The organism is Micromonospora acroterricola (assembly GCF_003172955.1).
GTDB classification, from domain to species: Bacteria; Actinomycetota; Actinomycetes; order Mycobacteriales; family Micromonosporaceae; genus Micromonospora; species Micromonospora acroterricola.
On record NZ_QGKR01000233.1, the window covers coordinates 1 to 18971 of the forward strand.

Consider the following 18971-nt stretch of genomic DNA (forward strand, 5'->3'; position numbering starts at 1 on the left):
GGGTCGGGGGTTAGAGGTCTAGGAGGATCGTGCGGGGGCCGACGTTGACGCTCTCGACCAGCATGTGGGCGCGGAAGCGGCCCGTCTCGACCTTGGCGCCCCGCTCGCGCAGCGCCTCGACGACTGCCGTCACCAAGGGCTCGGCCACCTCGGCCGGGGCGGCGGCGGTCCAGCTCGGACGGCGGCCCTTGCGGGCGTCGCCGTAGAGGGTGAACTGGCTGACCACCAGGACCGGCGCACCGGTGTCGGCCGCGGACCGCTCGTCGTCGAGGATTCGCAGCTCGTGCACCTTGCGGGCCATCGTCGCGGCGGTCCCGACGGTGTCGGTGTGGGTCACCCCGAGCAGCACCAACAGGCCGTCCTCGATCGCGCCGACCACCTCACCGTCCACCGTCACGCTGGCCCGCCCGACGGTCTGCACCACCGCGCGCATCAGCGGACCGCCAGCCGACCGGCCACCCGTGCCACCCGCATCAGCCGGTCACCGGCTCGATGATGCCCCGCTCCACCAGGTGCGCGACGATCGGGCCGGCCGCCTCGGCCAGCTCGGCGGGCTCGACGTCGTGCGCCGCCGCCAGCAGGGCGAGCTGGTCGCGCAGCGGGAGTCGGCCGTCCGCCCCGCCGACCAGGGCGAGCACGAGCGGGTCGACCTCCTCGGTCCACCGCAGGCCGCGCGGCATCGCGAGAACCTGCCGGTCCACCGCCCAGCCCTCCTCGCCCATGGTGGCCTCCTGGCGCAGTTGGAGGCCATCGGCGGCCCGGTAGCGCTCGGCGAGCAACGCCTCGGTGTCGCGTACCCGCAGGAAGTCCTGCCGGTCGAACCAGGCGGCGACCTGGTCGCCCAGCGGCGGCTGCACCCGCTGCCGCAGGTCCTCCACCCGGACCACCGGGTCGGTGTGCCCGCCCCGGCGCAGCGACACGATGCCGAAGCCGATCGCCTCCACCTTGTGCGCGTCGAACCAGTCGAGCCAGGCGGCCATCCGCTGCGGGTCGGCGCTCTCGCCGACATCGGTCAGCCAGAGGTTGACGTACGCCATCGGGTCGGCCACCTCGCGCTGGATCACCCAGGCGTCCAGGCCCGTCCCGGCGAACCAGCCGGCCACCCGCTCGTCCCACTCCTCGCCGGCGACGTGCACCCAGTTCGCCAGGTACTGCATGGTGCCGCCCTCGGTGAGCAGGCCGGGGGCGGCGGCGGCCAGCTCGGCGCCGATCGCGTCACCCACCCGGCCGGAGTCGCGGTAGACGTGCGTGGTGGTGCCCGGGCCGACCACGAACGGTGGGTTGCTCACCACCAGGTCGAAGCGCCGGCCGGCCACCGGCGCGACCATGTCGCCGCGCAGCAGCTCCCAGTCCTGGCCGTTGAGAGCGGCGGTGGTCGCGGCGAAGCGCAGGGCCCGCTCGGAGAGGTCCGTGGCGGTCACCCGGTTGGCGTGGGTGGCCAGGTGCAGAGCCTGGATTCCGGAGCCGGTGCCCAGGTCCAGCGCGGTGTCGACCGGCCGGCGGACGGCCGCGCCGATCAGGGTCTGGGTGGCGCCGCCGATGCCGAGCACGTGCTCGGAGTGCAGCGGCCGGCCCGGCCGGGCGCTGGCCGGCACGTCGGCGAGCACCCACCAGTCGTCGCCGTACGGCTCCAGGTCGACGCCGGCGCGCAGGCCGTCGCCGTGCCGCTCGACCAGCCCGCCGGCCAGCGCCTCCGCCACGCCCAGCGGCGCCAGCGCGGCGGCCACCGTCGCCTCCGACTCGGTCTGGTCGCAGATGAACACCCGGATCAGGGTGCCGAGCGGGTCGCGGTCCTCGGTGGCCCGCAGCGCGGCCCGGTAGTCGTTGCGTGCGACCCCGCCGGTGGCCTGGGAACCCAGCCGATTCGCGATGCCGTTGCTGGTGAACCCGGCCCCGGTCAGCGCGGTGCGCAGCGCGTCGACGCCGGCGGGGGAGAGCAGCATGTCGTGTTCGTCCACGCCGCCATCCTGCCCCCCGCCGTGCCGCCGGTTGCCGCCACCCGCCGGATCGAACCCCGGAGCGTCGGTGTTCGTCCCGGGTCGCCGGCCGGGCAGGATGGTGCCATGACGCTCGTGCTGCCTATCGACCCCGAGGCGAACCGGCTGCTGGAGCGCAGCCCGCTGGCCCGACTCCTCGGCATGGTTCTTGATCAACAAGTGCCGATGGAGAAGGCCTTCTCCTCCCCGTACGTGCTGGCGCAGCGGCTCGGCCACGAGCCGGACGCGGCGGAGCTGGCCGCGTACGACCCGGAGGCGCTGGTCGCGATCTTCGCCACCCCGCCGGCGCTGCACCGGTTCCCGAAGGCGATGGCTGCCCGGGTGCAGGAGGTGTGCCAGGTGCTGGTGGACCGCTACGACGGCGATGCCGCCCGGCTCTGGTCCGACGTCGCCGACGGCCCGGAGCTGCTGCGTCGTGTCTCCGAGCTGCCCGGCTTCGGCAAGCAGAAGGCGCAGATCTTCGTGGCGCTGCTCGGCAAGCGGTTCGGGGTGACCCCGCAGGACTGGCGGAAGGCGGCCGGCGGCTACGGCGATCCCGGCGCGTACCGGTCGGTGGCCGACGTCACCGACGCCGACTCGCTGCGCCGGGTGCGGGAGTACAAGCAGCAGATGAAGGCGGCCGCGAAGGCGAAGACCGCCGGCGCCTGACCCGACGGGGTCGTCGCTCAGGCGGCGGTCGGGTGGGCGAGGGAGGCCAGCGCGCGCCGGACGTCGGCGAGTGAGACGGTGGCCGAGTCGTCCAGGTCGGCCAGGCCCGCCTCGATCCACTGACGCATCAGCGTGGTGACCCCGATGCCACGGGCGTCGGCGGCGGCCCGCACCCGCTCGTAGGTCTCCAGCGGCAACCGGACCGATCGGCTCACCATCGGCACGTCGGTGTCGGGGATGGGCAGGTCCACCGCCGGACTCTCGTCGATCAGCTCGGCGATCCGGTCGTCGCCGCTGTGGAACTGCTTGGTCGCGTCGTTACGGTGCATCGTCACGGCCTCCTCATCGGCGAGATCTCCGCACGGCCTCGTCGTAGCGCTTGGACTCCACGTCGCTTAGCTCGCGAGCGGAGAGGATGTCCCAGTCGTTGTCGGTGCCATCGGCCTCGGCGAGCAGCACCGCCAGTCGGCGGCCCCGCCGGCCGGCGGCGTAGACCACCATCACGTCGTCGCCCAGGTGGCGGATCACCCGCCGGGAGCTGTGCAGCGCCTCCCAGACTTCCCCGGGCGTGACGTCGTAGACCCTCAGGTTGGCCAACGCCTCGTCGGTGAAGCTGAACCTGCTGCCCACGGCCGGAGCGTACCACGGACGTAACACGTAGCGGGATGAGTCGAATTTCGCTGATCACGGCTCCGCGGTGACAGGATGGGGCGTAATCCCCTCGAGGAGGTTCATGGTGAAGCGTCAGGCGTACCAGCCGATTCTGATCACCGACGCCTCGCGCAGCCAGAACGATCAGCTCACCAGCCGTCAGCGACGCTATGTCCTGATGATGGGCATCCGGGTGGCCTGCATCGTCGCCGGCGCGATCCTGGTCGGCGCGCAGGCGCCGCTGCTCTGGCTGTGGCTGCCGCTGTGTGCCCTCGGCATGGTGCTCATCCCGTGGCTGGCCGTGCTGCTGGCCAACGACCGGCCGCCCAAGGAGGAGCACCGGTTGGCCAACCGATTCCACCACCGGCACACCGACGACACCCCGCCGATGAGCCTCACCGCCGAGGAGCGCCCGCACAAGGTCATCGACGTCGAACCCTGACCCGCCCCGGGCCAGGGTCCGACAGGTCACGGCCGGGGCCGGGCCCCGATGGTCGAGACGGCCAGGGCGCCCAGGTCGGTGGCGCGGTTCAGCGCCGCCGTCGGGGCGGCGCCGGCGAGCCAGGCGGTGAGCAGACCGGCCGCGAAGGCGTCGCCCGCCCCGGTGACGTCCACCACCGCCACCCTCCGCGCCGGCGCCACGCAGACCGGAGCCGTGCGGTCCACCCAGACCGCGCCGGCCGCGCCGCGCTTGACCACCACCCGCCGGGCCGTCGCCGACAACGCCCGCCCCTGCGCCGCCGGGTCCAGGCCGCCGGCCAGCACGGTCGCCTCGTCCGCGTTGACGAGCAGCAGGTCGACGTCGCGTACCCAACCCAGGAAGGCCGCCGCGCCGACCCGCCGCAGCGGCGCCGCGGAGGCCGCGTCGACGCTGGTGGTCAACCCGCGCTCGCGGGCGGCCTCCAGCGCCCGCAGCCCGGCGCCGCGCGACCCGGCGTCCAACAGGGTGTACGCGGACAGGTGCAGGTGCCCGGCGTCGGGTACCGCCGCGAGGGCCCGCTCGACGTGCTCGGCGCTCAGCCGCAGGTTCGCGCCCCGCTGGCTGACCATGGTGCGCTCGTCGTCGGTGGCCAGCACGATCACCGTGCCCGTCCGGACGCCCTCGACCCGGTCGACCGCGCAGTCGACGCCCGCGCGGTCCAGCTCGGCCGTCCGGTCCCGCCCCTCGTCGTCGTCGCCGACCGCGCCGACGAGCGTGACGTCCACCCCCTGTGCGGCGATCCAGGCTGCCGTGTTGGCCGCCTGCCCGCCGCCGCCGAGGCTGATCTCCGCCGCGGTGTCGGAGCCCGCCGCGAGCGGCCCGGACAGCACCGCGACGACATCGGTGATCACGTCCCCGACGACGACCACCCGGGCCGGACGGGTCATGCCGCAACGGCGGTGACGCGGGTGGCGTAGGCGACCGCGATCCGCGCGGCCAGGTCGGCGTTGCGCAGGATGATCCGGACGTTCACCGCCAGGCTCGCGCCCTCGGTGGCCGAGTGGAAGTGCGCCAGCAGGTACGGCGTGACGGCCTTGCCGGTCACCCCGTCCCGCTCCAGCAGGGCCAGGCCGTCGGCGAGGGTCCGGTCGTGCAGTTCCGGGTCGAGCTGCTCGCCGACCGGCAGCGGGTTGGCGACGATCAGGCCGCCGGCGTGCACGGCGTGCCGGTCGCGGGCGGCGAGCACGGCGGCCACCTGCTCCGGCGAGTCGACCGACCAGTCCAGGTCGAAGCCGCCGTCGGTGAGGTAGAAGCCGGGGAACCGCTGGGTGCGGTAACCGACCACGGCCACCCCGAGGGTCTCCAGCCGCTCCAGCGTCGCGCCCACGTCGAGGATCGACTTCACCCCGGCGCAGACCACCGCGATCGGGGTCCGGGCCAGGGTGATGAGGTCGGCCGACTCGTCGAAGGTCTGCGCGGCCTCCCGGTGCACCCCGCCCAGCCCGCCGGTGGCGAACACCCCGATCCCCGCGGCGGCGGCCACCGCACTGGTGGCGGCCACGGTGGTGGCGCCGTCCGCGCCGGTCGCCGCCGCCACCGCCAGGTCGCGCACGGAGAGCTTGGTCACGCCATCGACGGTGGCCAGTCGGGTCAGCTGCGCGTCGTCCAGGCCGACCACCAGCTCGCCGCCGATCATGCCGATCGTCGCCGGGACCGCCCCGGCGTCCCGGACCGCCTGCTCGATCTCCCGAGCCACCCGAAGGTTCTCCGGCCGGGGCAGGCCGTGCGAGACGATGGTGCTCTCCAGGGCGACGACGGGCCGGCCGTCGTGCAGGGCGTCGGCCACCTCGGTGCCGTAGCTGATGCGAAAGTCAGTCACGGGGGGCCACGCTACGGGGTGGGGCTCTGGCCGGCCTCAAGTGGACCCGGCCACGATGACCTGCCAAACTTGACGGTTGGAGGTGCAGACGTGAGCACAGAGGTTCTCGAGCGTCCGGAGCTGAAGGACGCCGACACCGGTCCCGAGATGTTCCACTACGTCCGCAAGGAGAAGATCGCCGAGAGTGCCGTCATGGGCACCTTCGTCGTCGCGCTCTGCGGCGAGACCTTCCCGGTCACGAAGGCGGCCAAGCCGGGTTCGCCGGTCTGCCCCAAGTGCAAGGAGATCTACGACTCGTACCGCGAGTGAACCGCGGCCGGCGTCGGAACCGGCGACGTAGCCTGCGGCGGTGACCACCTCCACCGCCCTGCTCCTCGCCGACCTGACCGGGGTGGCGGTCTTCGCCGCCTCCGGCGCCTCGGCCGCGGTGGCCAAGCGGCTCGACCTGTTCGGCGTCGCGTTCGTCGGTTTCGTGGCCGCGCTCGGCGGCGGGATCTTCCGGGACCTGGTCATCGACGAGGTGCCGCCGCTGGCCTTCGCCGACTGGCGGTACGCGGCCACCGCCGCGGTCACGGCGCTGGCCGTCTTCTGGCTGCACCCGCAGCTGGCCCGACTGCGCACCACGGTGCTGGTGCTGGACGCGGCGGGCCTCGCTCTGTTCACCGTGACCGGCACGCTCAAGGCGCTCGACGCCCGGGTGCCGGCGGTCGGCGCCTGCCTGATCGGCATGCTCACCGCGATCGGCGGCGGGCTCGGCCGTGACCTGCTGACCGCCGAGATCCCGGTGGTGCTGCGCCGGGAGATCTACGCGGTGGCCGCGTTGGTCGGCTCGGTCACGGTGGCGCTGCTGTACGTCACCGGGCAGACCGGCCCGGCGCCGCTCACCGCCGCCGCCGTGCTGGTCTTCGGGCTGCGCCTGATCGCCCTGCGCCGGCGCTGGTCCGCCCCGGTGGCGACGCTGCGCCCGCCGCGTACGGGCGGGGCGGATCCGCGCACCGACCGGGAGTGGTGAGACCGCCTTCGGGCGGGGCGCGGGGTGTGGCGGATGTGACCAGCGTGGCGTCGCCTGGGCCGCAGCGCCCGCGCTGGTTATGCTGAGCCGGCCTTCGCGGCAGCTTCTGCGCGGAGGCGTTTTCATGGGCGGCGGTACTCGTGGCCCTCGCCCCGGATCCGCCGTCGTGCGGTCGGAGAGGAGCTTCGCGTGGCAGCCCGGACGCCGGTGCTCGAGACGTTCCCGGCACTACGTGCCTGGCAGCGCAAGGCCCTGGTGGAGTACCTGCGCCGGCGCACCGAGGACTTCACCGCGGTCGCCACACCGGGCGCGGGCAAGACCACCTTCGCCCTGCGGATCGCGGCCGAGCTGCTCGGTGACGGCACGGTGGAGGCCGTCACGGTCGTCGCCCCGACCGAGCACCTGAAGAACCAGTGGGCCGAGGCCGCAGCGCGGGTGGGCATCCAACTCGACGCCGCGTTCCGCAACGCGGACGTGCACTCCGCAGCCGACTTCCACGGCGCGGTGGTCACCTACGCCCAGGTGGGGATGGCGCCGCAGGTGCACCGGCGGCGCACCATGACCCGGCGGACCCTGGTGATCCTCGACGAGATCCACCACGCCGGCGACTCCCGGACCTGGGGCGACGGGGTGAAGTCCGCCTTCGAGCCCGCCGTACGCCGGCTCATGCTCACCGGGACGCCGTTCCGCTCCGACGACAACCCGATCCCGTTCGTCAGCTACGAGCGGGGCGGTGACGGGCTGCTGCGCTCCCGCGCCGACTCGGTGTACGGCTACGCCGACGCGCTGCGTGACGGCGTCGTCCGGCCGGTGCTCTTCCTGGCGTACTCGGGGGAGACCCGCTGGCGCACCAACGCGGGGGAGGAGTTGGCGGCCCGGCTCGGCGAGCCGATGACGCAGGATCTGGTGGCGCAGGCGTGGCGTACCGCGCTGGACCCCGCCGGCGACTGGATGCCGCAGGTGCTGCGCGCCGCCGACGCCCGGCTCACCGTGCTGCGCAACGCCGGGATGCCCGACGCGGGCGGGTTGATCATCGCCACCGACCAGCAGACCGCCCGCTCGTACGCCAAGCTCGTCGAGCAGTTGACCGGCGAGAAGGCCGCCGTCGTGCTCTCCGACGACCAGGGCGCCTCCGCGCGGATCGCGACGTTCGCGGCGTCCGAGCAGCGTTGGCTGGTCGCGGTGCGAATGGTGTCCGAGGGGGTCGACATCCCGCGGCTCGCCGTCGGTGTCTACGCCACCAGCGCCAGCACCCCGCTCTACTTCGCCCAGGCGATCGGCCGGTTCGTCCGGGCCCGCCGGCCCGGCGAGACCGCGTCGGTCTTCCTGCCCAGCGTGCCGCACCTGCTCGGCCTGGCCAGCGAGATGGAGACCGAGCGGGACCACGTGCTCGGCAAACCCAAGGAAGCCGACGGCTTCGACGACGACCTGCTGGAGCGGGCGCAGCGTGACGACCAGGCCAGCGGCGAGCTGGAGAAGCGGTTCGCCGCGCTCTCCGCCACCGCCGAGCTGGATCAGGTGATCTTCGATGGGGCGTCGTTCGGCACCGCGGCCCAGGCCGGCACCCCCGAGGAGGAGGAATACCTCGGCCTGCCCGGCCTGCTCACCGCCGACCAGGTCTCCCTGCTGCTGACGAAGCGGCAGGCCGAGCAGCTCGCCGCCCAGCGGCGTCGCAGCGCCGAGCGGGCCGCTCAGCCGGCCGGTGCGCCCGCCGCGGCGCCGCCGGCACCCATGAGTGCCGCCCAGCGCCGGGTGGCGCTCCGGCGCCAGCTGAACGCTCTGGTGGCCGCCCGGCACCACCGCACCGGCCAGCCGCACGGCAAGATCCACGCGGAGCTACGCCGGCTCTGCGGCGGCCCGCCGAGCGCGCAGGCCACGATCGAACAGCTCGAAGAACGCATCGCGACCGTGCAAACCCTCTGACCCGGAACAATCCGCGCGGGCCGTGGCGCCGGCCGTCGCGCGGGCCCCAGGACCCATGATCGTGCTCGATCCAGGATCGAGTCGTGTCCGAGCGCGGACGAGGCCGCTACTTCCAGGATCGAGCACGATCAGGAGCGGCCGCGGGGCGACGCGTGGCGCGCGGGCCGGATGCGAGGTCCTGGCCAGGCACGAGGTGCGGGCCGGATGCGAGGTGCGGACCCGCCCGCGAGGTGCGGACCCGCCCGCGAGGTTTCGGGCCGCGGGCGGTGCTGGCAGGAAAAAGCCGACCGGAGACACCCTCGGGGTGTCTCCGGCCGGCTATGTCGGGTTGCGGATTCAGTTCGCCATCAGATCGGCGCCACGCCAGCTGAACTCGGGGTCCGTTGCGAACCGGACGGTGATCTTCACGAGATCCTCCGCGTACTTGTTCGCGTGGTGCCCACAGAAAACCAACTCGCTCCCACCCGCCAGAGTGATCCGGAGCTTGCCGGCAGCATTGCAGCGGTCGCACCGTTCATCGGCGGCTGGGGGAGCCACCGTCTCGGGCGGCGGCGTGAGGGTCGGGGTCATCGCCTTCCTCCTCTGGTCGTCACCGATGAACAATCTCTTCGGTCGTTGCTCACCTATCGTGCAACACCCTTGCCGGGCCCTGCCTTCCCTGTGTGCCCGCGGGGGACCGAGGTCACACATGGCATGGACAGTGTGCCGTGCACCCAGGGTGCCACGTCAACGATCACATTCGTGCATCCGGACGATCACCATCTGGTGTTGCACACCAGGTGGTCAAAACGACACGTTCGGTTGACGAAACCGGCTCAGTCCAGGTAATCCCGGAGGACCTGGGACCGGGACGGGTGACGCAGCTTGGACATCGTCTTGGACTCGATCTGCCGGATCCGCTCCCGGGTCACCCCGTACACCTGGCCGATCTCGTCCAGCGTCCGCGGCTGGCCGTCGGTCAGGCCGAAGCGCAGGCGTACCACACCCGCCTCACGCTCGGAGAGCGTCTGCAGCACCTGCTGGAGCTGGTCCTGCAGGAGCGAGAACGAGACCGCGTCGACCGCGACCACGGCCTCGGAATCCTCGATGAAGTCGCCGAGCTGGCTGTCGCCCTCGTCGCCGATGGTCTGGTCCAGCGAGATGGGCTCCCGGGCGTACTGCTGGATCTCCAGCACCTTCTCCGGTGTGATGTCCATCTCCTTGGCCAGCTCCTCCGGCGTGGGCTCGCGGCCCAGGTCCTGGAGCAGCTCGCGCTGTATGCGGCCGAGCTTGTTGATGACCTCGACCATGTGCACCGGGATGCGGATGGTGCGGGCCTGGTCGGCCATCGCGCGGGTGATCGCCTGCCGGATCCACCAGGTGGCGTAGGTGGAGAACTTGTAGCCCTTGGTGTAGTCGAACTTCTCCACCGCGCGGATCAGGCCGAGGTTGCCCTCCTGGATCAGGTCGAGGAAGGCCATGCCGCGACCCGTGTACCGCTTGGCCAGCGACACCACCAGTCGGAGGTTCGCCTCCAGCAGGTGGTTCTTGGCCCGCTCGCCGTCGCGGGAGATCCAGCCCAGGTCGCGGACCATCTCCCGGCTGAGCTTCTCCTCGCCCTCGTCGGCCGCGCGCAGCCGCTCCGCGGCGTAGAGCCCGGCCTCGATCCGCTTGGCCAGCTCCACCTCCTGCTCGGCGTTGAGCAGCGGGACCTTGCCGATCTGCTTGAGGTACGCACGGACCGAGTCGGCGGAGGCGGTGAGCTCGGCGTCCCGCCGGGCCTGCTTGAGCGCCTCGGACTCCTCGTCGTCCCACTCGAAGTCGTTGTCGGTGGCTGACGCCGCGGCGTCGGTCTCGGCGGCCTGGGCCAGCTCGGCCGGCTCCTCGACCACCACGTCCTCGATCGCGGCGGCCAGCTCCTCCGGGTCGATCTCGCCCTCGGCGCCCTCGCCCTTGGCCTTGCCGCCGGCCTTGGCCGGCTTGGCGCCCGCTGCCGCGGCGACCGTGGCCTTGGTGGCCCGGGTCGACCTGGTCGCGGCCTTCGCCGGAGCGGACGCGGCGGCGGCGACCTCGGCGGTGCTGCCGGCGGCCTTGCGCGCGGCGACCTTCCGCGGAGCCGGCGTCGCCGGCGCCTCGTCGGAGGCGGGTGCCTGCTTCGGCGCCGGTACGGCGGCCTTCTTGGTGGTCTTGGCGGTGGTGGCCCGGGACGCCGGCGTGGTCGAACGGGCGGCGGCGACCCGGCGGCGGGTGCTCGCCGAGCCGTCCACCACCACGGTCACTCCCGCCTCGGAGAGCGCCCGCAGAATCTTCTTGGCCTGGGCCGGAGTCACCTCGGCGGACTCGACGGTGCGCGCGAGCTGGGCCGACGTGAGCTGGCCACCGGCGCTCTGGGCGTGGGCGATCAGGGTGTCGGTGAGCGAGCGAACGTCGGCGCCGGTCTGGCGGGGTTCTGTCACGAATGACCTTCCGGAGGCGAAGAGCGGGCACGGCCGGGTCGTCCGGCACAGCGTGGGGCAACCGGGCCGGGCGATGTTGGTTGAGGGACCCCCGTGTCCCGGGCCGGCCGGTGGTCGGCGGTCCGTGGCGCGGTGGCAGGGGTGAATTGTAACGCCGTCTGCGGCGATCATCCTGCGCCGCACGGCGTACCGGCGGTGGGGACCGCCGATTCGGCGCAGATGTGGACTTTGTAAGGATGATACTCGCGCGTGGCCCGGAACACCCCGGTCGCGCGGGAAGGGGACGTGGGATGGACCGATTGGCCCCGCCACCGGGGGATTTGTTGGCTATCGGGGTCGAGGTGGCGCGGGAGGCGGCGGCTACCGCGTACCGGATGCGGGCCGAGGGTGTCTCCGTGGCGGCGACCAAGAGCACGGTCACCGACGTGGTCACCGCCGCCGACCGGGCGGTCGAGCGGCAGGTGCTCGACGCGCTGCACCAGCTGCGGCCGGGCGACGCGGTGCTCGGCGAGGAGTACGGCACGGGGGACACCGGGCCGGTCGAGCCGGGCGGCGTGCGCTGGATCGTCGACCCGATCGACGGGACCGTCAACTATCTGTACGGGCTGCCGTACAGCGCGGTGTCGCTCGCCGCCGAGGTGAACGGCGTGGTGGTCGCCGGTGTGGTGCGCAACGTGAGCACCGGCGAGGAGTGGACGGCGACGGCGGGCGGGGGCGCCTGGCGCGACGGCGTGCGGCTGCGCTGTTCCGGCGAGACCGACCTGGGGCAGGCGCTGGTCGGCACCGGCTTCGGCTACGACGCCGGCCGCCGGGCGCACCAGGCCCGGGTGGTGGCCGGGCTGATCGCGCACGTGCGGGACATCCGCCGGCTCGGCGCGGCCGCGCTGGACCTCTGCCTGGTCGCGGAGGGGCGGCTGGACGCGTACTTCGAGAAGGGCCTGGCCGCCTGGGACCTGGCTGCCGGTGGGCTGGTGGCCGCCGAGGCGGGGGTGCTGGTCACCGGCCTGGACGGCCGTCCGCCCGGCCCGGACCTGGTGCTCGCGGCCCCGCCGGCGCTCTTCGCGCCACTGCACGACCGGCTGGCCGCCCTGGACGCCGCCGGCGGTCCCTGACCGACACCCGGGCGCCGGTGCGCCCGGGTCGACTCGTGGCGCGGCGCGCCGGACCCGGCGCCAGGTGGTCGGATCACCCGGGCCGGGCGGGCGACGGGTCAGCGCCCGTCGGTCACTTGTCCTCCGGGGCCGGGCAGGAGCCCGGGGGCGCCACCGGGGCGCCGAGGTCGCCGAGGGACTGGTTGACCTCGGTCGTCGTGGCGAGCTGCTGGAAGCGGCTGCCCAGCACCACGTCCACGACGTCGTCGGTGCGCTTCTCGTCGTAGGCCGGCTCGGCGTTGTTCAGGAAGTACGCCTGCAGCAGGTGCGCCGAGCCGACGCCCTTGGGGCCGTACCGCAGCACGGCCACGTCGTCGATCCCCGCCGGCGCGTTGCCGACCTTCTTGACCTGGAACTTGCGGTTGCGGAAGTCGTCCGCGACGGCGCCGGCCCGGCCCGGCTCGTCGGTCGCGTTCAGGACGTTGATCTTGACGTCCTTGGGCTCGTGCAGAGTGACATCGGCCAGCGGCCAGCCCTCGGGGCAGCCCTCGGCCGTGCCGGCCTTGCCCTGGGTGTCGCGGACCAGCGCGGTGATCACGAAGGCCAGGGCCAGCACCCCGAGCAGGCCGACGACGACGAGTGCTCGCACTCGCGCAAAACTCATCTGGGCGCTCCCGGACCTCAGGTGGGTGGCGGCGGCCGCCAACGATCGCACAGACCGGCGGCCGTCGAATACGCCGCTGAGGTTAACGGTTGTCCGGCCGTCGCGTGGAAACAGTCCGACATGCCGGCGCGGCGACCGCGAAGCGGGTACTACTACCCCTATCTTCGTGTCGCCTGAATCACATTGGGAACAAGTTGGCGTGCTGGGGCGTACATCTCAGCCGCGAGGGCGGTATACATGCCTCGCCCAACGGGGGGGTAAGGTTCCGCGCTCGCAGGGGAGTCGCCCCAACGGTCCTGACCCGTTCGGTCCCCGGGTCGGGTGCCCGACACAACTGGTGGCCGGCCAGCGGAACCGAAACAGCGTCGTCCGGCGTTACAACCGGAAGCGACAACATCGATATGGGAGAGTGAAACCGATGGCCACCGACTACGACGCCCCGCGTCGCGACGAGGTCGACCTCGGCGAGGACAGCCTGGAAGAGCTCAAGGCCCGACGCGTCGACTCACAGTCGGGCGCGGTGGACGTCGACGAGGCCGAGGTGGCCGAGAGCTTTGAGCTGCCCGGCGCCGACCTGGCCGACGAGGAGCTCACGGTCAAGGTTCTACCGATGCAGCAGGACGAGTTCCGGTGCGCCCGCTGCTTCCTGGTCCACCACCGCAGCCAGCTGGCAGTCGAGCGTAACGGCGAGTTGATCTGCCGCGAGTGCGTCTGACACTCGTGACACCAGCGGCGGCCTCCTGATCGGGGCCGCCGCTGCCGGTGTAGCCGTGCGGCACGAGTGGGTACCTGCTTGACTCGTAGGGGGTAACCACAGCACCGGGAGGTCCGACCCCATGAGCGATCGAGGCGACACCACCGGCGGCGGCGCCGACGACCTCGGCGCCACCGTCGCGGCGTTGACCGCGGACGACATCGAGCCGGCCCGGCGCCGTCAACTGCTCACCCGGATGGTCGGGCAGGCCCGCGCCCGTGGCATCTCCGACCTGTTCAAGCCCCGCGCCGCCGTGCGCTGGATGGTCGACACCGTCGCCGAGATCGCCCCGCACCTGCCGGTGCGGGACCTGGCCACCCTGCGGGGGCACTTCCCGGGGCTGGATGACAACGCCCTGGCCGAGCGGTTGATCCGCAACGCGGCCCGGACCACCGCCGGGATCGGCGCGGCCGGCGGGGGAGTCGCCGCCGTCGAATGGGCCGTCGCGCCCACCCTGCTCTCCGCACCGGTGCTGCTCGCCGCCGAGACGGTCGCCGTGGTCGCGGTCGAGTTGAAGCTGGTCGGCGAGCTGCACGAGGTCCACGGCGTCTCGCTGCCGCCCGGTGGCAGCCAGCGGGCGGTCGCCCTGGTGCACTCCTGGGCCACCCAGCGGGGGGTCAACCCGATGATGCCCGGCGTGGGGGTGGGCGCGGTGCTCGGCACCGCCGCCCGCAAGGAACTGCGGGACACGCTGCTGCGGCGCTTCGGACGCAACCTCACCACGCTCGGGCCGTTCCTCACCGGCGCCGCGGTGGCGAGCTTCCTCAACCGCCGGGCCACCCGGTCCATGGCCGACCAGCTCCAGGTGGACCTGCGCCGGCGGGGCATCGCCCGGCCGGCCCCACCGCCCGCCCTGCCCGGCCCGCCGACCGGCACCTGACCGGCCCGCGTGCCGCTGCCGTCAGCCCTGCTCGCCGGCCGTGCGGTCGGCACGGGGTCGGGCGTCCCGGGCGGTCAGCACCGCCTCGGCCAGCTCGACCGGATGCCGGGTGCTCACCACCCAGAACGGGGTCGGGTCGGCCGGATCGTCGAGCACCACCTGCACGGCGCCGCCGATCCACGGCCGCTGCACGACGAACGCGAGCGGGTCCGCGCCCACCCCGAGCACCTCACGCCGACCGGCCGCGTCCAGCGGCACGACGTCCGCCACGAAGCGCACCGGCAGCCGGGCGTCGTCCACCCGCAGCTCGGAGTCGGCGACCGCGACCCGGATCCGGCCCAGCCACCACAGCCCGGCGGCGGTGGCCGGCAGCAGCACCGCGAACGGCAGCCAGGCGCGGAGGCCGCCGGCGCCCATCCAGATCTCGACGGCCAGCAGCGCGGCTGCCAGCAGGCCGACCAGCCACAGCCACCAGGGCAGGTCGAGCCGTTCGGCGTACGCCGTGCGGGCCGCGACCGGCGGCTGACCGGCGGACGGAGAGGGCGACATGCTCACTCCTGCGAGGGTACGGCGCACGGCGGGCCGGGGAACCGGCAGGATGGCAGGGTCACCCCGTGAACCGGACGGAAGAGGGGACTCGTGACCGACGTCGTACCCGTGCCCGTACAGCTGCTCGACGCCGAGCTGCCGCTGCCCGCGTACTCCCATCCCGGCGACGCCGGGGCCGACCTGGTGGCCGCCGCGGACGTGGAGTTGCCGCCCGGCGGCCGGGCGCTGGTGCCCACCGGCGTGGCCATCGCGCTGCCGGAGGGGTACGTGGGCCTGGTCCATCCCCGCTCCGGCCTGGCGGCCAGGCTCGGCGTGACGGTGCTCAACGCGCCCGGTACGGTCGACGCCGGCTACCGGGGTGAGATCCTGGTCAACCTGATCAACCATGATCGGGAGACGCCGGCGAAGATCTCCCGCGGCGACCGGATCGCGCAGCTCGTGGTCCAGCGGGTCGCGCGGGCGCTCTTCGAGCCGGTGACCGAGCTGCCCGGGTCCCAGCGCGGCACCGGTGGGCACGGCTCCACCGGTGGACACGCCGGGCTGGTGCCGTCGCCGGCGGGCCAGGAGCGCGGCGAGCAGCGGCGCAACGAGCCGGGCCGCGGGCGGACGGAAGAGGTGTCAGGGTGAGTGCGAACAGCGGAGGGCGGGCGCAGTGATCTTCTCCCGAAAGCGGGCGGATGCCGGACGGCACACCCGTGACGAGCGGAGCGCCGGGGTCGGCGACCAGGCCGTCGAGGAGTCGACGCCGACGCTGGAGCGCGGCCCGTACGACATCTCCGAGGTCAACGACGACGTGCAGCGGCTCGACCTCGGCAGCCTGCACATCCCGGCGGTCGCCGAGGTGGAGGTGCGGGTGCAGGCCGACCCGCAGGGCGTGGTCCAGCAGGTGGTGCTGGTGCACGGGGAGAACGCGCTGCAACTCGGCGTCTTCGCCGCCCCCCGCTCCGAGGGGATCTGGGGCGAGGTGCGCGAGGAGATCCGCCAGTCGCTGCTCCGCGACGGCGCCAGCGCCCAGGAGGTCGACGGCGAGTACGGCGTCGAGCTGCACGCCCAGGTGCACACCGCGGACGGCCCGACCAACCTGCGGTTCGTCGGCATCGACGGGCCGCGCTGGATGGTCCGCGGCGTCTTCCAGGGCCCGGTGGCCGTCGACCCGGCCACCGCCGGGCCGCTCGCCGAGTGCCTGGACGGCCTGGTGGTCGACCGGGGCCAGGAGGCGAAGCCGGTCCGCGAGCCGCTGCCGCTGCGGCTGCCCCGGGAGATCGCCGACCAGGCCGGGGACGAGTCCGCCGCCGCCGAGGCGCGCCAGGCCTGACCCCCACGCACCGGCCCGCCGGAACCGACCCCGTCGGCGTACGCTGGCGGCACGGTTCCGGCGTCGCCGGGGCCGGGCCAGTGTCGGCCGGAACCGGTGAGCGTGGAGAGGGTGACGCGGAGGTCATGATGACCGACGAGAGCCGGGTGTCGCTGCGGCGCATCCTGCAACGGCTCACCGCCAGCGAGGCCGAGATCGACGCGCAGGAGCTGCGGCGGGAGAGCGCCGAGTGCGGGGGTGTCCCGGCCCAGCAGTGCTCCCGGGGTCAGGTGGTCTCGGTCGCCGGCCGGCTGCGCACCGTGGTCTACACGCCGCGGACCAACCTGCCCACCCTCGAGGCCGACCTGTACGACGGCAGTGACGTCGTCACCCTGGTCTGGCTGGGCCGGCGGCACATCGCCGGGATCGAGCCGGGGCGGCACCTGACCGCGCGCGGCCGGGTCGCGATGCGCGACGACCGCAAGGTCATCTACAACCCCTACTACGAGCTGGACTCGCCGAAGTGACGGCGTTGCGGACGGAAGGCCGGCGATGACGACGGGACAGCACCGGGCGGCACAGCCGGAGACCGGCCCCCCGGACGACGAGCGGCTGCCGACGATCGCCGAGCAGATGGCCGACCAGCTCGGCGGCTGGCGGGGGCTCGTCGAGTCCAGCATCCCCGTGGTGGTCTTCGTCGTCGCCAACATCATCGGCGAGCTGCGGCCCGCGGTGATCGCCTCGGTGGCCGTCGCGGTGCTGATCGCCGTGCTGCGGCTGGCCCAGCGCCGGCCGATCCGGCACGCCGTCAACGGGCTGTTCGGCGTCGGCGTCGGTGCGGCGATCGCCTGGCGTACCGGCAACGAGCGGGACTTCTACCTCCCCGGCATCCTCTACGGCATCGGCTACGGCGTCGCGCTGCTGATCTCGGCGGCCATCCGGCAGCCGCTGGTGGGCTGGATCTGGTCGGTGCTGGTCGCCAAGGGCCGCGCGGAGTGGCGGGACGACCCGAAGCTGGTGCGCACCTTCACCCAGCTGACCGTGCTCTGGGGCGTGGTCTGGCTGGCCAAGGTGGGCGTGCAGGCCGGGCTCTACCTGGCCCACCAGGACACCGCGCTGGGCGTGGCCCGGCTGGCGCTGGGCTACCCGCCGTACGCGCTGCTGCTGCTGATCACGGTCTGGACGGTGCGCCGGGTCACCCGGGAGTCGCAACCGACCCCGTTGCCCGGCGCCTGACCACAGCGCCGGGCCGTCCGGTGACGGCTCAGCGTGAGCCGCGGGTCCGCTCGACGCTGTCCGGGCCGAGGATCACCGCGCGGACCTCGTCCTCCACCTCGGCGGTGCAGACGAAGACCAACTCGTCGCCGGCCTCGATCGGGTCGTCCGGGCTGGGCACCAGGACCCGCTTGCCCCGCAGGATCGCCACCAGCGCGGAGTCGCGGGGCAGCGGCACGGCGTGGATCGGCTGACCGACGTACGGCGCGGTCGGCGGGAGGGTGATCTCGACAAGGTTCGCCTCGCCCTGCCGGAAGGTCATCAACCGGACCAGGTCGCCGACGGTGACCGCCTCCTCGACCAGCGCGGCCATCACCCGCGGCTTGCTCACCGCGACGTCCACGCCCCACTGGTCGGTGAACAGCCACTCGTTCTCGGCCCGGTTGACGCGGGCCACCACGCGGGGCACCGCGAACTCGGTCTTGGCCAGCAGTGACACCACCAGGTTGACCTTGTCGTCGCCGGTGGCCGCGACCACCACGTCGCAGCCGGCGACGTTGGCCTCCTCCAGGCTGGTCAGCTCGCAGGCGTCGGCGAGCACCCACTCGGCGGCCGGCACCCGCTCCGGGCGCAGCATCTTGGGCTGGCGCTCGATCAGCATCACCTGGTGGCCGTTCTCGATCAGCTCCTGGGCGATCGAGCGGCCCACGTTGCCGGCGCCCGCGATGGCGATCCGCATGGCTCAGTGCCCCCCTTCCGGCGGCGTCGCCGCCACCGACGTGACCGTCCCCACGATGTCGTCGCTGACCAGCATGAACACCTGGTCACCCTCCTGTACGACGGTGGAGGTGGTGGGCAGCGTGCCGATGCCGAAGCGGATCAGGTAGGCCACCCGTGCCCCGGACGCCTCCTCCAGCGTGCGCACCGGCCGGCCGATCCACTCCTTGTGCAGCGGGACCTCGACGATCGACACGGTGCTCGTGGGGTCGCGGAAGATCTCCACGTTGCCCTCCGGCACCAGGTGCCGCAGCATCCGGTCGGCCGTCCAGCGCACCGTCGCCACGGTGGGGATGCCCAGCCGCTCGTAGACCTGCGCCCGGCGCTGGTCGTAGATCCGGGCGGCGACCCGGGACACGCCGAACGTCTCCCGCGCCAGTCGGGCCGAGATGATGTTGGAGTTATCGCCGCTGGAGACGGCCGCGAAGGCGTCCGCCCGCTCGATGCCGGCCTGCCGCAGCACGTCGCCGTCGAAGCCCGCCCCGGTCACCGTGATCCCGGCGAAGTCGGGGCCGAGCCGGCGGAAGGCGTCGGCGTCCTGGTCGATCACCGCCACCGAGTGCCCCCGGGACTCCAGGCTGTGGGCGAGGGTCGACCCGACCCGGCCACATCCCATGATCACGACGTGCACGCTGTCCCTCCCAAGGTGCGTACCGCTCCCGCTGCCGGTGGCCCTTCGAGTGCGAGCCTGCCACGTCCGGGTCGGGAGCGGGGACCGACCGTACCCCGTCGCGCTGGCGGGCGATGATCGCCCACCCCCGCGTTCCCGCCGTGGTGGTCG

The 18971-nt window shown here is 73.4% G+C and carries 24 protein-coding genes; 12 read left to right on the forward strand and 12 right to left on the reverse strand.

Annotated features, from left to right (window positions below):
- Positions 1–10: 10 nt before the first annotated feature.
- On the reverse strand, positions 11–433 hold the full coding sequence (dtd, locus tag DKT68_RS20820) for a D-aminoacyl-tRNA deacylase (RefSeq protein WP_109819087.1): 423 nt from the start codon (positions 431–433) through the stop codon (positions 11–13).
- Positions 434–473: 40 nt separating this feature from the next.
- On the reverse strand, positions 474–1958 hold the full coding sequence (locus tag DKT68_RS20825) for a DUF7782 domain-containing protein (protein WP_201749124.1): 1485 nt from the start codon (positions 1956–1958) through the stop codon (positions 474–476).
- Positions 1959–2063: 105 nt separating this feature from the next.
- On the opposite strand from DKT68_RS20825, the gene DKT68_RS20830 reads away from it, so the two are divergent.
- Positions 2064–2645 (forward strand): HhH-GPD-type base excision DNA repair protein, encoded by a 582-nt coding sequence (locus tag DKT68_RS20830; RefSeq protein ID WP_109819088.1) that lies wholly within the window; start codon positions 2064–2066, stop codon positions 2643–2645.
- Positions 2646–2662: 17 nt separating this feature from the next.
- Here DKT68_RS20830 and DKT68_RS20835 read toward each other — a convergent pair whose 3' ends face one another.
- A complete protein-coding gene (locus DKT68_RS20835; protein ID WP_109819111.1) occupies positions 2663–2974 on the reverse strand; it encodes a hypothetical protein in 312 nt (103 codons plus the stop codon).
- A 13-nt stretch (positions 2975–2987) separates the two neighbouring features.
- Positions 2988–3275 (reverse strand): hypothetical protein, encoded by a 288-nt coding sequence (locus tag DKT68_RS20840; protein ID WP_236647002.1) that lies wholly within the window; start codon positions 3273–3275, stop codon positions 2988–2990.
- A 103-nt stretch (positions 3276–3378) separates the two neighbouring features.
- On the opposite strand from DKT68_RS20840, the gene DKT68_RS20845 reads away from it, so the two are divergent.
- A complete protein-coding gene (locus tag DKT68_RS20845; RefSeq protein WP_201749125.1) occupies positions 3379–3738 on the forward strand; it encodes a DUF3099 domain-containing protein in 360 nt (119 codons plus the stop codon).
- Between the two features lie 26 nt (positions 3739–3764).
- On the opposite strand, the gene DKT68_RS20850 is transcribed toward DKT68_RS20845, so the two are convergent.
- Positions 3765–4664, reverse strand: coding sequence for a carbohydrate kinase family protein (locus DKT68_RS20850; RefSeq protein WP_109819090.1), 900 nt, complete (start codon positions 4662–4664; stop codon positions 3765–3767).
- Positions 4661–5596: a pseudouridine-5'-phosphate glycosidase gene (locus tag DKT68_RS20855; protein ID WP_109819091.1), complete on the reverse strand. Its 936-nt coding sequence runs from the start codon at positions 5594–5596 to the stop codon at positions 4661–4663. Before DKT68_RS20855 ends, DKT68_RS20850 begins: the two co-directional genes overlap by 4 nt.
- A gap of 90 nt (positions 5597–5686) precedes the next feature.
- Between DKT68_RS20855 and DKT68_RS20860 the strand changes: the two genes are divergently transcribed.
- The 3 genes from DKT68_RS20860 (at position 5687) to DKT68_RS20870 (ending at position 8531) form a co-directional block, all read left to right on the forward strand.
- The gene (locus DKT68_RS20860; RefSeq protein WP_007456912.1) at positions 5687–5905 is read left to right on the forward strand and encodes a DUF3039 domain-containing protein; all 219 of its coding nucleotides are present in this window, start codon (positions 5687–5689) and stop codon (positions 5903–5905) included.
- Between the two features lie 40 nt (positions 5906–5945).
- A complete protein-coding gene (locus DKT68_RS20865; protein WP_109819092.1) occupies positions 5946–6608 on the forward strand; it encodes a trimeric intracellular cation channel family protein in 663 nt (220 codons plus the stop codon).
- Positions 6609–6797: 189 nt separating this feature from the next.
- Positions 6798–8531, forward strand: coding sequence for a DEAD/DEAH box helicase (locus DKT68_RS20870; protein WP_109819093.1), 1734 nt, complete (start codon positions 6798–6800; stop codon positions 8529–8531).
- 336 nt (positions 8532–8867) lie between these two features.
- Here the strand turns inward: DKT68_RS20870 and DKT68_RS20875 are convergent, their stop codons facing one another.
- Positions 8868–9101 carry a DUF7455 domain-containing protein gene (locus DKT68_RS20875; protein ID WP_074474066.1) on the reverse strand — a complete coding sequence of 78 codons (234 nt, stop codon included), beginning with the start codon at positions 9099–9101 and terminating at the stop codon, positions 8868–8870.
- A 245-nt stretch (positions 9102–9346) separates the two neighbouring features.
- Positions 9347–10966 carry an RNA polymerase sigma factor gene (locus tag DKT68_RS20880; protein WP_109819094.1) on the reverse strand — a complete coding sequence of 540 codons (1620 nt, stop codon included), beginning with the start codon at positions 10964–10966 and terminating at the stop codon, positions 9347–9349.
- A 290-nt stretch (positions 10967–11256) separates the two neighbouring features.
- Here DKT68_RS20880 and DKT68_RS20885 point away from each other — a divergent pair, with 290 nt between their 5' ends.
- A complete protein-coding gene (locus tag DKT68_RS20885; protein ID WP_109819095.1) occupies positions 11257–12078 on the forward strand; it encodes an inositol monophosphatase family protein in 822 nt (273 codons plus the stop codon).
- Between the two features lie 112 nt (positions 12079–12190).
- Here the strand turns inward: DKT68_RS20885 and DKT68_RS20890 are convergent, their stop codons facing one another.
- Positions 12191–12706 (reverse strand): LytR C-terminal domain-containing protein, encoded by a 516-nt coding sequence (locus DKT68_RS20890; protein WP_201749126.1) that lies wholly within the window; start codon positions 12704–12706, stop codon positions 12191–12193.
- 433 nt (positions 12707–13139) lie between these two features.
- Between DKT68_RS20890 and DKT68_RS20895 the strand changes: the two genes are divergently transcribed.
- Both DKT68_RS20895 and DKT68_RS20900 read left to right on the forward strand, forming a co-directional pair.
- Positions 13140–13436 carry a DUF4193 domain-containing protein gene (locus tag DKT68_RS20895; protein ID WP_007075406.1) on the forward strand — a complete coding sequence of 99 codons (297 nt, stop codon included), beginning with the start codon at positions 13140–13142 and terminating at the stop codon, positions 13434–13436.
- Between the two features lie 121 nt (positions 13437–13557).
- On the forward strand, positions 13558–14355 hold the full coding sequence (locus DKT68_RS20900; RefSeq protein WP_109819097.1) for a hypothetical protein: 798 nt from the start codon (positions 13558–13560) through the stop codon (positions 14353–14355).
- 21 nt (positions 14356–14376) lie between these two features.
- Here DKT68_RS20900 and DKT68_RS20905 read toward each other — a convergent pair whose 3' ends face one another.
- The gene (locus tag DKT68_RS20905) at positions 14377–14910 is read right to left on the reverse strand and encodes a DUF3093 domain-containing protein (RefSeq protein ID WP_407940774.1); all 534 of its coding nucleotides are present in this window, start codon (positions 14908–14910) and stop codon (positions 14377–14379) included.
- 84 nt (positions 14911–14994) lie between these two features.
- Between DKT68_RS20905 and dut the strand changes: the two genes are divergently transcribed.
- The 4 genes from dut to DKT68_RS20925 all read left to right on the forward strand — a co-directional run bounded on the left by dut (position 14995) and on the right by DKT68_RS20925 (position 17434).
- Positions 14995–15531: a dUTP diphosphatase gene (gene dut, locus DKT68_RS20910; RefSeq protein ID WP_109819099.1), complete on the forward strand. Its 537-nt coding sequence runs from the start codon at positions 14995–14997 to the stop codon at positions 15529–15531.
- Between the two features lie 25 nt (positions 15532–15556).
- Positions 15557–16219, forward strand: coding sequence for a DUF3710 domain-containing protein (locus DKT68_RS20915; protein WP_109819100.1), 663 nt, complete (start codon positions 15557–15559; stop codon positions 16217–16219).
- A 125-nt stretch (positions 16220–16344) separates the two neighbouring features.
- Positions 16345–16725: an OB-fold nucleic acid binding domain-containing protein gene (locus tag DKT68_RS20920; protein WP_109819101.1), complete on the forward strand. Its 381-nt coding sequence runs from the start codon at positions 16345–16347 to the stop codon at positions 16723–16725.
- Between the two features lie 25 nt (positions 16726–16750).
- Complete coding sequence (locus DKT68_RS20925; protein WP_109819102.1) at positions 16751–17434, forward strand: DUF3159 domain-containing protein; 684 nt, start codon at positions 16751–16753, stop codon at positions 17432–17434.
- A gap of 28 nt (positions 17435–17462) precedes the next feature.
- Here DKT68_RS20925 and DKT68_RS20930 read toward each other — a convergent pair whose 3' ends face one another.
- Positions 17463–18152 (reverse strand): potassium channel family protein, encoded by a 690-nt coding sequence (locus tag DKT68_RS20930; RefSeq protein ID WP_109819103.1) that lies wholly within the window; start codon positions 18150–18152, stop codon positions 17463–17465.
- A 3-nt stretch (positions 18153–18155) separates the two neighbouring features.
- On the reverse strand, positions 18156–18821 hold the full coding sequence (locus DKT68_RS20935; protein WP_109819104.1) for a potassium channel family protein: 666 nt from the start codon (positions 18819–18821) through the stop codon (positions 18156–18158).
- Positions 18822–18971: the final 150 nt, after the last annotated feature.

What these genes read in the sequence shown, in the direction of transcription:
- DKT68_RS20830 (WP_109819088.1), top strand. Translation starts at nt 2,064, where the DNA reads ATGACGCTCGTGCTGCCTATCGACCCCGAGGCGAACCGGCTGCTGGAG.
- DKT68_RS20850 (WP_109819090.1), bottom strand. Translation starts at nt 4,664, where the DNA reads ATGACCCGTCCGGCCCGGGTGGTCGTCGTCGGGGACGTGATCACCGAT.
- dtd (WP_109819087.1), bottom strand. Translation starts at nt 433, where the DNA reads ATGCGCGCGGTGGTGCAGACCGTCGGGCGGGCCAGCGTGACGGTGGAC.
- DKT68_RS20895 (WP_007075406.1), top strand. Translation starts at nt 13,140, where the DNA reads ATGGCCACCGACTACGACGCCCCGCGTCGCGACGAGGTCGACCTCGGC.
- DKT68_RS20920 (WP_109819101.1), top strand. Translation starts at nt 16,345, where the DNA reads ATGATGACCGACGAGAGCCGGGTGTCGCTGCGGCGCATCCTGCAACGG.
- DKT68_RS20930 (WP_109819103.1), bottom strand. Translation starts at nt 18,152, where the DNA reads ATGCGGATCGCCATCGCGGGCGCCGGCAACGTGGGCCGCTCGATCGCC.
- DKT68_RS20835 (WP_109819111.1), bottom strand. Translation starts at nt 2,974, where the DNA reads ATGCACCGTAACGACGCGACCAAGCAGTTCCACAGCGGCGACGACCGG.
- DKT68_RS20885 (WP_109819095.1), top strand. Translation starts at nt 11,257, where the DNA reads ATGGACCGATTGGCCCCGCCACCGGGGGATTTGTTGGCTATCGGGGTC.
- DKT68_RS20875 (WP_074474066.1), bottom strand. Translation starts at nt 9,101, where the DNA reads ATGACCCCGACCCTCACGCCGCCGCCCGAGACGGTGGCTCCCCCAGCC.
- DKT68_RS20925 (WP_109819102.1), top strand. Translation starts at nt 16,751, where the DNA reads ATGACGACGGGACAGCACCGGGCGGCACAGCCGGAGACCGGCCCCCCG.
- DKT68_RS20900 (WP_109819097.1), top strand. Translation starts at nt 13,558, where the DNA reads ATGAGCGATCGAGGCGACACCACCGGCGGCGGCGCCGACGACCTCGGC.
- DKT68_RS20845 (WP_201749125.1), top strand. Translation starts at nt 3,379, where the DNA reads ATGGTGAAGCGTCAGGCGTACCAGCCGATTCTGATCACCGACGCCTCG.